General features: G+C 68.1%; 10 protein-coding genes. All 10 read right to left on the reverse strand.

Features of this window, described 5'->3' with window-relative positions; all coding sequences use genetic code 11:
- Positions 1-20: 20 nt before the first annotated feature.
- A complete protein-coding gene (locus IHE47_RS01850; protein WP_192103647.1) occupies positions 21-1,241 on the reverse strand; it encodes an FtsX-like permease family protein in 1,221 nt (406 codons plus the stop codon).
- A complete protein-coding gene (locus IHE47_RS01855) occupies positions 1,238-2,548 on the reverse strand; it encodes an ABC transporter permease (RefSeq protein ID WP_192103648.1) in 1,311 nt (436 codons plus the stop codon). Before IHE47_RS01855 ends, IHE47_RS01850 begins: the two co-directional genes overlap by 4 nt.
- A 192-nt stretch (positions 2,549-2,740) precedes the next feature.
- Positions 2,741-3,994, reverse strand: a complete 1,254-nt coding sequence (locus tag IHE47_RS01860; protein WP_192103650.1) for an FtsX-like permease family protein — start codon at positions 3,992-3,994, stop codon at positions 2,741-2,743.
- 154 nt (positions 3,995-4,148) lie between these two features.
- Positions 4,149-5,474, reverse strand: coding sequence for an ABC transporter permease (locus IHE47_RS01865; RefSeq protein ID WP_192103652.1), 1,326 nt, complete (start codon positions 5,472-5,474; stop codon positions 4,149-4,151).
- Between the two features lie 61 nt (positions 5,475-5,535).
- The gene (locus IHE47_RS01870) at positions 5,536-6,762 is read right to left on the reverse strand and encodes an FtsX-like permease family protein (RefSeq protein ID WP_192103654.1); all 1,227 of its coding nucleotides are present in this window, start codon (positions 6,760-6,762) and stop codon (positions 5,536-5,538) included.
- A 10-nt stretch (positions 6,763-6,772) separates the two neighbouring features.
- Positions 6,773-8,089 (reverse strand): ABC transporter permease, encoded by a 1,317-nt coding sequence (locus IHE47_RS01875; protein WP_192103656.1) that lies wholly within the window; start codon positions 8,087-8,089, stop codon positions 6,773-6,775.
- A 41-nt stretch (positions 8,090-8,130) separates the two neighbouring features.
- Complete coding sequence (locus tag IHE47_RS01880) at positions 8,131-9,369, reverse strand: FtsX-like permease family protein (protein WP_192103658.1); 1,239 nt, start codon at positions 9,367-9,369, stop codon at positions 8,131-8,133.
- Between the two features lie 10 nt (positions 9,370-9,379).
- Positions 9,380-10,696: an ABC transporter permease gene (locus tag IHE47_RS01885; RefSeq protein ID WP_192103660.1), complete on the reverse strand. Its 1,317-nt coding sequence runs from the start codon at positions 10,694-10,696 to the stop codon at positions 9,380-9,382.
- Between the two features lie 188 nt (positions 10,697-10,884).
- Positions 10,885-12,228: a TolC family outer membrane protein gene (locus tag IHE47_RS01890; RefSeq protein ID WP_192103662.1), complete on the reverse strand. Its 1,344-nt coding sequence runs from the start codon at positions 12,226-12,228 to the stop codon at positions 10,885-10,887.
- Between the two features lie 44 nt (positions 12,229-12,272).
- Entirely contained in the window at positions 12,273-12,998 is a 726-nt protein-coding gene (locus IHE47_RS01895) for an ABC transporter ATP-binding protein (RefSeq protein WP_192103664.1), read from the reverse strand.
- Between the last annotated feature and the right edge of the window lie 135 nt (positions 12,999-13,133).

A 13,133-nucleotide genomic window follows, 5' to 3' on the forward strand; every position in this document is an offset into this window, starting at 1 on the left:
CAAGCGGGAGAGGGAAGAACTCAAACCGACCGTGTCGCCACCACCGGCGGGACGTTTGAAGCGCGCAGCGCAGGGCCGAGCACCGCCAGCTGGCCGAGCAGCCACAACGCCACCGCGCCAACCAGCAGGTAATGCGCCGGCAGGTGGGGCAGTTCGAAGCGCTGCATCAGGAACAGGTTCAGCGCATAGGCGAACAGCACGCCAAGCAGCACGCCACCGGTGACGATGAGGAAGTTCTCGGCCTGGAAGTAATGCCGGATGTCGCCGCGCGTGGCGCCCAGCGCGCGGCGCATGCCGATCTGCCGGCGCCGCTGCTGCACCCAGAAGCTGGCCAGCCCGCTCACGCCCAGCGCGGTCACCACCAGCAGGATGACGATGATCGCCACCAGCATGCGGCCGGCGGCGAGCGAGCTCCTGAAGTAGCCCTCGCGCAGTTCGGCCATCGTGTACAGCTTGTTCTGCACGTGGCCGGGGTTGGCCTTCTGCAGGGCGGCGGCAGCGGCGTGCAGCGCCTCGGGCAGCCGGCCCGGCTGGCTGCGGACGAGGAAACCGCCGCCCACGTCCTGGGTGCTGACGTGGTACTCGTAGACCAGCGAATCGTCGTCGCCGGCGCTTCCGGTGAGCTCGCCCCGCAGGTGGTCCACGATGCCGATGACGCGCAGGCCGTGCGTGCCGTCGTAAAGGATGCGGCCCAGCGCGCTGCCATCCGGGTACAGGCGCCTGGCGAGCGATTCCGTCAGCAGCGCCGGGATCGGCGCGGTGGCCTTGCCCATGTAGACGTCCATGGCGTCGGGCAGTTCGCCGTCGTCGAAGTCGTGCCCCTGCACCACGCGCAGGCCCAGCGTGCTGTTCAGGTGCTGGCTGCCCTGGAACTCATAGGCATGCAGCGCGGGATGCTGCCGCGATGCATCGAGGAAGAGCGGGTTGTGGTCCACCCACCACAGCGGCAGCGAACCGTAGGCGGCATCCGCCACGCCGGGTGCGGCGCGCATCGCCGCGAGGTTGCCCGCGACCGTGCCCGGGTTGTCCTGGCCGATCACGCCGATGCTCTGGATCAGGCCGATCTCGCTCTCCGCCACGCCCGTCGGCTCGTGCGAACGCTGGATGGTGCCGTACACGATGAACACCAGGTTGCCGAGCACCGCCATGGTCAGCGCGATCTCCAGCATCAGCAGGACCACCGCGGCGCGGTGGCTGCGCAGGGCGGCGAGGATGGGACGTATCTGCCGGTGGATCCTCATAGCGACTTCACCTGCAGCGCGGGGGCCACGCGGGAAGCGCGCAGCGCCGGCCATACGCCGGCAGCCAGCGCCGACAGCACGGCCAGCGCCAGCGCCGCGCCCAGCATGGATGGATCGAAACGCGCGGACGCGGCGAAACTCACCGGCTGCTGGCGCACCATCCACAGGCCCAGCCAGGCCAGCGGCAGGCCGAGCAGGCCACCGGCCACGCCCACCACCCCGGCCTCGACCAGGCATTGCAGGAACACCATGCGGCGCGAGGCACCCAGCGCGCGGCGCACGCCGATCTCGCCCGACTTGCGCAGGAACTTGGCCACCATCAGCCCCACCGTGTTGACCATGCAGATCAGCAGCACGCCGAAGGCGATCCAGGTCTGCATGCGCACCGTCACCGGGATCACGCGCTTGTAATCCAGCCAGTCGACCAGCCCGGCCAGCCGCACGTTCGGCGGACGCTGGAAACGCCCCAGCCGATGCTGCTGCGCGCTGTACTGGACGAGCGCGGCGCGGTAGCCCGCCACCTGCGCCGGTGTATCCAGCTGCACCCAGAACTGTGCCCAGGTGCATTGCTGCGCCTTCGGGTCGTGCATGCCCGCGTTCGGGTCGTTGCCCCAGCAGTCCATCGGGCCGTAGCCGTAGTCCTGCGGCAGGTCCAGCCAGGTGAAGAACGGCAGGTACATCTGCTCGGCCTTGCCGAAAGCGCCGTCGTTCAGGTCGTAGAAGCGCGGCTGCGGGTTCCAGTCGTCGACCACGCCTGCCACGCGGAAGGTCTTGGTGGCGATCACCAGGTTCCTGCCCACGCTGTCCTCGCCACCGAACAGTTGCTGGTTCATCGCCCGCGACAGCACCACCACCTGCGCGTGGCTGGCGTCGTCCTGCGCCGACCAGGCGGAGCCGTAGATGAAGGGCACGCCGAACATCGCGAAGAAGTCGGCGGTGGTGGCACGGTCGGTAACCATCGCCAGCGGGCTGTCCTGCGCATCCTTGCGCACCGGCAGCCAGTTGCTGCTCATCAGCGCGCGACGCGGCGCGACGCCGAGCTGGTAGAGGTTCACCGCATCGAGATAGCTGAGGTCGTCCGGCGGCTCGTCCTTCGCGCCCGGCAGATCGGCCGGGCGGGGATCGACCTGCGGATGGAACAGCGCGTCGCTGCGCCCCGGCAGCGGATTGCCCGACAGGTTGTGCAATACCGCCAGCATGGTGATCGACGCGCCGATACCCAGCGCGATCGCCAGCGTCATCAGGCCGGCGAGCACGGGCGTGCGCCTGAAACTGTGCAGCGCAAGGTCGAGGTAATAGCCGAACATGCCCACTCCTTCGTTGGTTCCCCCTCTCCTTGCGGAGAAGCCACACTTCACTCCCCTCAACCGCTTGCGGGAGAGGGGTTGGGGAAGGGTCGCTCTGGCGTCACGGCAACCCCACCTCCTCTCTCCCGGCCCCTCTCCCACAAGTGGGGGAAGGGAACGGGGCACCCCTCCCGCACGGAGAGGGCAGAACCATCACGCCGCCCGCGTCGCCACCACCGGCGGCACGTTGGAAGCGCGGCGGGCGGGGGCGAATACCGCGCCCTGCCCCAGCGCCAGCACCATGGCCACGCCGGCCAGCACGTAGAGCACGGGCATGCGGTCCATCTCGTAGTGCTTCATCAGCAGCAGGTTGAGGCCGATCGCCAGCGCCACCCCGGCCACCGCGCCGATGCCGGCGATCAGCAGGTTCTCCATCTGGAAGTAATGCAGGATGTCCGCCTTGCGCGCGCCCAGCGCGCGGCGCACGCCGATCTGGCGATGGCGCTGGCCCACCCAGAAGCTGGTGAGGCCGACGATGCCCGCGGCGGTGACGCCGAGCAGGATCAGGCAGATCACGCCCATCAGCGCGGCCATGCCGACGTCGGCGCGGTAGGCCTCCTTGCGGATGTCGGCGAACGACTTGACGCTGTCGTCGTCGAGCACGCGCATCGGGTTGGCCTTGTACAGCGCCGGCGTCACCTCGCGCATCGCCGCCTGCAACCGGCCCGGCCTGGCGCGCACGGCATAGCGGGAGAAATTGGCGTTGAGGCGCACCGGCTCGATCGTCGCGTTCCACGTGAAGGCGCTGACCCAGCCGCCGGTGGCGGGCACCTGCAGGCGCTCGACCTCGCCGATGATGGTGCTCGGCGTGCCGCTGCCGTCGAGGTAGATGACCTTGCCGAGCGCATCGCCCTTCGGGAACAGCTTGTCCCCCAGTGCCTTGGTCACCAGGATCATGCCGGGCTCGGTGGTGTTGCGGAAACCCTTGTTGATGACGTCGCCCGCATTGAAGTCGCGCCCCGCGACCAGGTGCAGGCCCAGCGTGCGCAGGAAGTTCTCGTCGCCGAAGTAGTAGGTGGTGCGCGCATTGCCGCCGATCAGCTTGGCGTCGGCGTTGATCGACGCCGAGCCGTTCCAGCTCGAGTTGAGCAGCGGCAGCGAATTGGTCGGCGTCACCGATTCCACGTCGGGCAGCGCGCGCAGCGTGGCGAGGTCCTCGCGCTGCAGCGCATCCAGCTTCTGGATGCTGTCCGCGTCGTCGCCGGCGGGCGCGCCCACCCATTGCTGGCTGACCAGGAACAGATCCTGTTCGTTGAGCCCGGTGGGGCGGTTCACGCGCTGGATGCGCTGGCCGATGATGAACACCGCGTTGCAGACGATGGCCAGGGTCAGCGCGATCTGCAGGGCGATCAGCACCACGCCTGCCTTGTGCTTGCGCAGCGCGGAGATCATGGGATGAATGGTCATGTGGGAACCCTCATTGTTTGTTGGCTCCCCTCTCCCGCAGGCGGGAGAGGGGTTGGGGGAGAGGGCGCTTTTTGTGATGCCGCAAAAAGCCGGACCCTCTCCCGCCCTGTCGGGCACCCTCTCCCGCCCGTGGGAGAGGGGATCAGCAGACCGCTCAGTTCGACTTCAATTGCCACGCCGGCTGCACGCGCGAAGCGCGCCAGGTGGGGTACAAGCCCGCCAGCACGGTGGCGACCACCGCCAGCAGCAACGTCGTGGCCAGCAGCGACACGTCCAGCCTCGCCAGCGCGGCGATGTCCTTCGGCAGCACCCAACCCACGCAGGCCACGCCCGCGCCGGTGAGCAGCAGGCCCAGCACGCCGCCCGCCGCGCCGACGATGCCCGCCTCGGTGAGGAACTGCGCGTACACCGCCGCGCGCGGCGCGCCCAGCGCGCGGCGCACGCCGATCTCGCCGCTGCGGCGCAGGAACTTCGCCAGCAGCAGGCCTGCCGTGTTCACCAGGCAGACGATCAGCAGGCCCAGCGCCACCAGCAGCGACACCTTGGTGTCGTCGGGCACCACGTGCTCGGAGTCCAGCCATGCGGGCAGGTCGCGCAGCTCGTACTTGGGTGCCCAGTTGAAACGGCCGGCCTGCTTCTGCTGGCGCATGTAGCCGTCGAGGTAGTTCCTGTAGCTGTCCACGTCGGCGGCGCTGTCCAGCTCGACCATGTAGGCGATCCACACGCAGGTGGATTGCTGCAGGCCGACGAAGCCGGAGCCCTTGGGGATCTCGCTGCAATTGGTGTTGCCGTTGTTGGGCATGCCCACGTCGATGGCGGTGTTGAACGGCAGGAACACGTCCTCGGCGCCGTCGCCGACGAAACCGCCGGTGTTGACCACGTCGTAGTAGCGCGGCTGCGGGTTCCACTTGGCGACCACGCCGGCCACGCGGTAATCCTTGCCTTCGATGCTCACGCTCCTGCCCACGCTGTTGACGTCGCCGAACAGCTTCTGGTTGAGCTTGTCGCTGAGCACCACCACGTGCGCGCGGTTCGCGTCGTCCTGCGCGCCCCAGCCGCTGCCGTACTTGAACGGCGCCTCCACCATCGGGAAGAACTCGCCGAACACCGCATGGCCGGTGACGTTGATCGGATGCTTGGTGGCGTCCGCCGGCACCACCGAGGGCGACACCTGGTACATCGCCGACTGCAGCTTGCCGCGGTGGTCGCGCATCAGCGCCACCGCGTCGGTGTAGTCGAACGCGTCGGCGATGTCGTCGTAGCCGCCCTTCTTGCGGCTGTCCGGCCCCCAGATGTCGAGCTGCGGCACGAACAGCCTGGACGATTTCCACGGGATCGGATCGCCCGACACGGCGCGGAACACCGACCACGTGGTCATCGAGGCCGCCACGCCGAAGCCGATGGCGAGCACCATCAGCGCGGTGAGGCCGGGGCTGCGTCTCAGGCTGCGCAGGGCCAGGTCGAGGTAGTAGGCGAACATTTCATTCTCTCCTCAAGTTTCGACTCCCCTCTCCCGCAAACGGGAAAGGAGGTTAAGAACGTCACACCGAGCGCGTCGCCTCCACCGGCGGCACGCGCGAGGCGCGCAGCGCCGGGGCCAGCACGGCACCCTGTCCGAGTAGGAGCAGCACGACCACGCCCGCCACCACGTAACCCGGCGCGATCCGCGCCAGCTCGAACTGCTTCATCAGCCACAGGTTCAGGCCCAGTGCGAGCACGCTGCCGACCAGCACGCCCACCGTGCTGATAAGCAGGTTCTCGGTGAGGAAATAACCGAGGATGTCGTGCCGCGTGGCGCCCAGCGCACGGCGCACGCCGATCTGCTTGCGGCGCTGTCCGACCCAGAAGCTGCTGAGCCCCACGATGCCGGCCGCGGTGATGGCCAGCAGCACCACGCTGATGACGCCCATCAGGATCGCCATGCCACGATCGCTCTTGTAGGCATCCGCGCGGATCTCGGCGAAAGTCCGCACGCCGTCCTTCGGGCTGATCACCCGCATGCGGTTGGCGGCATACAGCGCCGCGCGCACGTGGCGGCGCACGTCTTCGAGCTGCCCCGGCCGCACCCGCAGCACGTATCGCGTGGCCGCGGTCAGCTGCCGGTACGGGACCAGGGTCGAACAGTCGGCCCACTCGGCCATGCCGCTGTCCACCCAGGGCGACTGCAGGCGCTCGACGATGCCCACGATGGTGCTCGGCTGCCTGCTGATGTAGGCGGTCTTGCCCAGCGCCGAGCCATCGGGGAACAGGCGGTCCGCCAGCCCGCGCGTCACGATGATGGCGCCGGGCTGGATATCGCCGTGCCGGTCGACCTGGCCGATCTCGTCGGCGCGGAAGTTGCGGCCCGCCACCAGCTTCAGCCCCAGGGTCGGCAATGCGTCCTGGTCCGCGAAATAGATCGCGGTGGTCGATACGGGCTTGAGCTTGTCGGGGGAATGGCCGATGCCGAAGGCGATGCCGCCGCCGCTCAGGGGATAGGTGTTGCTGGCATAGGCATCCGCCACGCCCGGCAGCCTGCGCAGCGTATCCACGTCGGCCGCCATCAGCGACGCGATCTCGCCGGGCGACGGCTTGCCGGCCCACTCGTTGAGGACCACCAGCACGTTCGCCTCGTCGACGCCGCTGGGCTGCGACAGGTGGGACACGCGCTGGCGGATGATGAACAGCGCGTTGCAGACGATCGCCAGGGTCAGCGCGATCTGCATCGCGATCAGCAAGGTGCCGGCCTTGTGGTGCTTCAACGTGGCGAGGATGGGACGGATCTGCATCGTCGTCGCCTCAATTGGACTTCAGCTGCCACGCGGGTTGCACCCGGGCGGCTCGCCACGTGGGATAGAACGCGGCGCCCAACGTCGCGACCAGCGCGCAGGCAAGCGTCAGGGCGACCAGGCTTACGTCGATATGGGCGAGCCGGGCGATATCCGGCTCGAACACCAGGCCGATGCCGAGCACGCCGATGCCGGTGAACAGCACGCCGACGAGGCCACCGACCACGCCGACGATGGCGGCCTCCGCCAGGAACTGCGCCCAGATCTCGCGCCGCGAAGCGCCCAGGGCGCGCCGCACGCCGATCTCCCCCGCGCGGCGCATGAACTTGGCCAGCATCAAGCCTACGGTGTTCACCAGGCACACCAGCAGGAAACCCAGCGACAACAGCAACGATATCCGCGTCTCGGGCGGCACCACCTGTTCGTAGTCCATCCACTGCGTGAGGTCGCGCAGGGTGTAGTAAGGCGACCAGCGGAAGCGGCCAAGGCGGTCCTGTTCGGCCATGTAGCCCTGCAGGAAATTCCGGTACGCCTGCACCGCGGCGGCATCCGGAAGCTCCACCCAGAAGGACACCCAGGCGCAATCGGACTGCAGCCAGCCCTGCCAGCCCGGCGCGCGCCCGGTGCTGCCGTAGCAGTTGTTGTTGCCCCGGGTTTCCGTCTGCAGGTCCACGGCCAGCGTGAAAGGCACGAAGAAGCCCGGCGGGTCGGCGAAGCCATTGTTGTTGTCGAGGTCGTAGAAGCGCGGCCGCGGGTTCCAGTCCGCCAGCACGCCGATGACCCGGTAGTCGTGGTCGTCCAGGCGCACCGTGCGTCCCACGCTGTCGGCACCCGCGAACAACTGCTGGTTGAGCTGGCTGCTGATCACCACCACCGAAGCGCGCGCATCGTCCTGGCCCGCGTCCCAGCCTCCGCCGTAGATGAAGGGCGCGTCGAACATCGGGAAGAAGTCGGCATAGGTGGCGTAGCCGTCGACCGCGAACGGCTCGCTGCCGGCATCCTGCGGGATCGCGGTGTGCCCGACCGGGTAGATCGCCGTCTGGTACCGCGCCTTGCGCGCGCGCATCAGCGCCGTCGCATCGGTGTAGCTGAGCGCATCCGGGAGATCCACTCCCTGCGCACGGCTCTGCGGCCCCCAGATGTCGATCTGCGGTGCGAACAGCTGCGACGACCTGGACGGCAACGGGTTGCCGGATACCGCGCGGAACACCGCATACGTCGTCATCGACGATGCGATGCCGAAGCCGATGGCCAGCACCATCAGCGTCGTCAGTACCGGGTTGCGCCGCAAACTGCGCAGTCCGAGTTGCAGGTAGTACGCAAGCATGCGAGTTCCCTGTTACCCCTTCGCCTGGTGTCGATCCGCGTTCATACGGAGCGCGTCGCTTCCACCGGCGGCACGCGCGAGGCGCGCAACGCCGGCGCGAACGTCGCGCCCTGCCCCAGCAACAGCAGCACGAGCACGCCGATGCCCACGTAGGTCATCGACATGGGTGCCATGGCGAAACGGGTCTCCGTCCACAGGTTGAAGGCGATCGCGAGCACCGCGCCCAGCACCACGCCCGCCGTGCTGATGAGGAAGTTCTCGGTGAGGAAATACACCAGGATGTCGCTCTGCCGCGCTCCCAGCGCACGGCGCACGCCGATTTGCTTGCGGCGCTGGCCGACCCAGAAGCTGGTGAGGCCCACGATGCCCGCGGCGGTGATCGCCAGCAGCACCACGCTGATGATGCCCATCAGGATCGCCATGCCGCGGTCGCTGTCGTACGCCTTGCGGCGGATGGTGGCGTAGTCCTGGATGCCGTTCTGCGGATCGAAGATGCGCTGGCGGCTCAGTGCGATCAGCGCCTTGGGCGCTTCGCGCATTGCGTCGGCGAGCTGGCCCGGCCTGGCGCGCACGATATAGAAGACGCCGCGCGAATCGGCCGAGCGCAGCGGCCAGATCAGCGACTGCCCCGCATAGGTGTTGCTGTCCTGGTCCACGCCCTGCCGCTGCAGCGTATCGACGATGCCGATGATGGTGGTGGGCGTGGGGCTCATCGGATAGATGCCCTTGCCCAGCGCGTTTCCATCGGGGAACAGCTTGTCGGCCAGCGCCTTGCTCACGATCACCGTGGGCGGATAGATGGCCTGTTGCGTGCCGAACACCGTCACTTCGTCGGGACGGAAATTGCGCCCTGCGATGAGCTTCAGGCCCAGCGTGTCGATGAAGTGCTCGTCGCCCAGATACACCGCCGAGTCCGTGCTGGGCTTGATCTGTTCGGGCGTCATGGTGACGGGGTTGTCCCAGCCGCCGCCTTGCAACGGGTAGCCGCTGGCCGGCGTGGCGTCGAGCACGGCGGGCAGTTGCCGCAGCGCCAGCACGTCGGCCTTCACTTGCGCATCCACCTGCGGCGTGGGGCTATCGGTGGCCCATTGGTTGGTGATGACGAACACATCGGCCTCGTCAACGCCGCTGACGACGGAGAGGTTCGCCAACCGTTGGTGGATGATGAACAGTGCGTTGCACACGATGGCCAGCGTCAACGCGATCTGCAGGGCGATCAGCACGGTGCCCGCCTTGTGCCGGCGCAGCGCGATGAGGACGGGGCGAATCTGCAAGTTCATGGCCGCCTCCTCAGCTCGACTTCAATTGCCACGCCGGCTGCACGCGCGCCGCGCGCCATGCCGGGTAGAACGCCGCCAGCACGGTGGCGGCGATGGCGACGACAAGGGTCAGGCCCACCAGCGAAGCATCCAGGTGCGCGAGCCGTGCGATCTGCGGCTGGAACAGGATGCCCACGCCCGATACACCCAGCGCGGTGAGCAGCAGGCCCAGCACGCCGCCGGCCAGTCCCACCGTGCCGGCTTCGATCAGGTATTGCTCGTAGATCTCGCCGCGCGTGGCGCCCAGCGCGCGGCGCACGCCGATCTCGCCCGCGCGGCGCATGAACTTCGCCAGCAGCAGGCCGATGGTGTTGACCAGGCAGATCAGGAAGAAGCCCAGCGCCACCACCAGCGCGATGCGGCTTTCCGGCGGCACCACCTTTTCGTAGTCCATCCACTGCACCACGTCACGCAGGCGCACGTTGGGTGCCCAGTCGAAACGGCCCGCATGCTGCTGGCCGGCGGCGTAGTGGGTGAGGAAGTCGCGGTAGCGAGTCACCTCGGCGGGGCTGTCCAGTTCCACCCACGACGTGATCCACACGCAGTTGCTTTGCGTGTAGGCCTGCCAATTGGTGAAGCTGATCGTGCCACGGCAACTGTTGCGGCCGGCGGTATACATGTGCAGATCCAGCGCGCGCGCGAACGGCATGTAGATATCCGGCTCGTCGGCAAAGCTGTTGGCGCCGGTGAACAGGTCGTAGAAACGCGGACGCGGGTTCCAGTGGTCGAGCACGCCCACCACGCGGTAATCGTGGCCGCTGAAATCGACCGTGCGCCCCACGCTGTTCACGCCACCGAACAGCTTCTGGTTGAGCGCGCCGCTGATGACCACGTCGGTGGCGCGCGCGTCGTCGTCCTGCGCGCTCCAGCCGCCGCCGAAGCGGAACGGCGCGTCGAACATGCTGAAGAAGTCGCTGGTGACGGCGTAGCCGTTGGCAGTCAATGGCAGGTCGCGGTTGCCATCCGGCATCGCCGCGAGCTGCACCTGGTACAGCATGGTCTGGCGCTTTGCCGCATGCGCGCGCAAGAGCGCCATCGCGTCGATGTAGCCCAGGGCTTCTGCCGGCTCGTTGTTCGCGAGGTTCTGCTGCGGCCCCCAGGCGTCCACCTGCGGAATGAACAACTGCGACGACTTGCCCGGAATCGGATTGCCCGACACCGCGCGGAACACGGAGTACGTGATCATCGACGCGGCCACGCCGAAGCCGATCGCCATCACCATCAACGCGGTGAGCGCCGGGTTGCGGCGCAGGCTGCGCAGTCCGAGCTCGAAGTAGTGGGCAAACATCGCTCAGCCCCCTGCCATCGAGCCCCTCTCCCTTCGGGAGAGGAATTGGTGTGAGGGTCCGGTCGGAGTGGGGCGCCGCGCTCCGCCCGCACCCTCTCCCGTCCCCGGATCAAGCCCGGGGCAGGCCCTTCGGGCACCCTCTCCCGGGGAGAGCGGGGAAAAAGAACCGGGCATGGCGCGTGCATCGCTCATTGCAGCAACCCGTTCACTGCTTCCAGGTCGTGCATGTCGATGGTGCCGGCGGCCTGCTTGAGCAGCAGCTTGTCGAGCACGAGCTGGTACCGGGACGCGGCGTACTGGAACTGCGAATTGGCCACGTACTCGATCGCGAACACCACGTTCGTCATCGACTGCGTGCCGATGGTGTAGCCCGCGCGCATCGAGTTCAGCGATTTCTGCGCCGCGTCCACGGAATCGCGCGCGCTGTTCACCTGCTCGATGCCGTCCTTGACCAGGTTGAAATAGTTGGCGGCGTCGCGCGCGGCCTGGCGGCGCTGGCTTTCCAGCGTGCCGAGGTCGGCGTCGCGCTGGTACAGCGCCTGCTTCACCTGCGCATGGACCAGCCCGCCGCTGAACAGCGGGATGTTGAGCGTCAGGCCCACGGTGGTGGTGGCCGGCCCGTACGCGGCCGTGCCCGGCATGCTGTTCGACCACTGGCCGAACTTGTTGTAGCCCACGCCCGCGGTGAGCGTGGGCAGGTGTCCGGCGCGCGCCGCCGACACCTTGTGCTCGTCGCTGGTCACGGCGTAGCGCGCGGCGAGCACGGCCGGGTTGGTCTTCAGCGCCGCGTCCACCCAGGCCTGTTCGTCGTTCGGCTGCGGCGCCTGCATCGGCAGGTCGTCGCGCAGCTTCTTCAGCTCGCCGGTGGGCTTGCCGGTGATCTGCTGCAGCGCCCGGCGGGCATCCTTGAGGGCGTCTTCCGCGCCGATCCGCACGCCCTTGTAGTACAGGTAGAGCGCCTTGGTCTGGTTGACGTCTGCCTCCATCGACAGGCCGTTCTTGAAGCGCGCGGAGGTCTGCTCGAACTCCGTCTTGTAGGAGTCCTCGTAGGAGCGGTCGATGTCCAGCATGTCCTGCGCCTGCAGCACGCCGAAATAGGCCGAGGCCACGCGCACGTAGAGGTTCTGCAGGGCGGCCTGATAGGTCTGCTCCTGCGAGTCCCTGGCGGCGCCCGCCGCGCGCAGGTTGTCGATGGCGGACAGGTCGAGGATGGGCTGGCTGAGGTTGCCGGAGAGGTTGCGGTCGCGCGTGTGCCCGCTGCCGCTGGTCTCCACGATGTTGCCGTTGTTGTCGGTGGTCTGGCTGCCGCCGCCGCGGATCTGGTCGAGCGACAGCCCGGCCGACAGCTGCGGCAGCAGCGCCGCGCGCGCCACCGGCACGCCCTCGGCCACCAGCAGGCGCTGGGCGTCGGCGGTGGCCAGCACGGGATCGTTGGCGACGGCCTGCCGGTAGGCATCCATCAAGTCCTCGCACTGCCCCGCGAACGGGGCAGCGGCGAGCAGGAGCATCACGGGCAACAGCTTCAGGCGCATGGGCGGGACTCGCGGTTGACGGACTCGTGGACGGCCATGCGCTCTCAGGCCTGGCCAGCGTTGCCGCGCGCGGCGGCCACGCTGGCGTGGAAGCGCGGGTCCTCGGACAGGTCCACCACCTGGCCGTCGATGATGTGCACGTTGCGCTGCGCGCGCGCGGCCAGTTCGGGATCGTGCGTCACCATCACGATGGTGGCGCCGTCGCGGTGAATCTCCTCCAGCAGTTCCATCACGCCACGTGCCATCTGCGTGTCGAGGTTGCCGGTGGGTTCGTCGGCGAGCAGCAGGCGCGGCGAGCCGGCCAATGCGCGCGCGATCGCCACGCGCTGCTGCTGGCCGCCGGACAATTCGGCGGGATAGTGCTTGAAGCGCGAGGCCAGGCCCACGCGCTCCAGCGCGTCCATGATGCGCTGCTTGCGCTCCGGCGCCTTCATGCCGCGGTAGCGCAGCGGCACTTCCACGTTGTCGAACACGTTGAGGTCGGGGATCAGGTTGAACGCCTGGAAGATGAAGCCGATCTTCTCGTTGCGGATCTTCGAACGCGCGTTGTCGTTCAACTGGCTCACCTCGATGTTGTCGAGGTGGTACTCGCCACCGGTGAACGTTTCCAGCAGGCCGGCGATGGTGAGGAAGGTGGTCTTGCCCGAGCCGGACGGCCCGGTGACGGCGACGAACTCGCCCTCCTTCACGTCGATGTTGAAATCGCGCAGCGCGTAGGTCTCCACCACTTCGGTGCGGTAGACCTTGGACAGGTGGGTCATCTTCAGCATGGTTCACGTTCCTCGGTGGTGGTGGATGGTTCTTCTTTCTTCCCCTCCCCCTGCTTGCAGGGGGAGGTCGGGAGGGGGTGCTCTCGGTGGCGTGCGACAAGAGCACCCCACCCCAACCCTCCCCTGCACGCAGGG

The sequence above is a fragment of the Rhodanobacter sp. DHB23 genome, from assembly GCF_014842975.1.
Classification (GTDB): domain Bacteria; phylum Pseudomonadota; class Gammaproteobacteria; order Xanthomonadales; family Rhodanobacteraceae; genus Rhodanobacter_A.

What these genes read in the sequence shown, in the direction of transcription:
- IHE47_RS01850 (WP_192103647.1), bottom strand. Translation starts at nt 1,241, where the DNA reads ATGAGGATCCACCGGCAGATACGTCCCATCCTCGCCGCCCTGCGCAGC.
- IHE47_RS01855 (WP_192103648.1), bottom strand. Translation starts at nt 2,548, where the DNA reads ATGTTCGGCTATTACCTCGACCTTGCGCTGCACAGTTTCAGGCGCACG.
- IHE47_RS01860 (WP_192103650.1), bottom strand. Translation starts at nt 3,994, where the DNA reads ATGACCATTCATCCCATGATCTCCGCGCTGCGCAAGCACAAGGCAGGC.
- IHE47_RS01865 (WP_192103652.1), bottom strand. Translation starts at nt 5,474, where the DNA reads ATGTTCGCCTACTACCTCGACCTGGCCCTGCGCAGCCTGAGACGCAGC.
- IHE47_RS01870 (WP_192103654.1), bottom strand. Translation starts at nt 6,762, where the DNA reads ATGCAGATCCGTCCCATCCTCGCCACGTTGAAGCACCACAAGGCCGGC.
- IHE47_RS01875 (WP_192103656.1), bottom strand. Translation starts at nt 8,089, where the DNA reads ATGCTTGCGTACTACCTGCAACTCGGACTGCGCAGTTTGCGGCGCAAC.
- IHE47_RS01880 (WP_192103658.1), bottom strand. Translation starts at nt 9,369, where the DNA reads ATGAACTTGCAGATTCGCCCCGTCCTCATCGCGCTGCGCCGGCACAAG.
- IHE47_RS01885 (WP_192103660.1), bottom strand. Translation starts at nt 10,696, where the DNA reads ATGTTTGCCCACTACTTCGAGCTCGGACTGCGCAGCCTGCGCCGCAAC.
- IHE47_RS01890 (WP_192103662.1), bottom strand. Translation starts at nt 12,228, where the DNA reads ATGCGCCTGAAGCTGTTGCCCGTGATGCTCCTGCTCGCCGCTGCCCCG.
- IHE47_RS01895 (WP_192103664.1), bottom strand. Translation starts at nt 12,998, where the DNA reads ATGCTGAAGATGACCCACCTGTCCAAGGTCTACCGCACCGAAGTGGTG.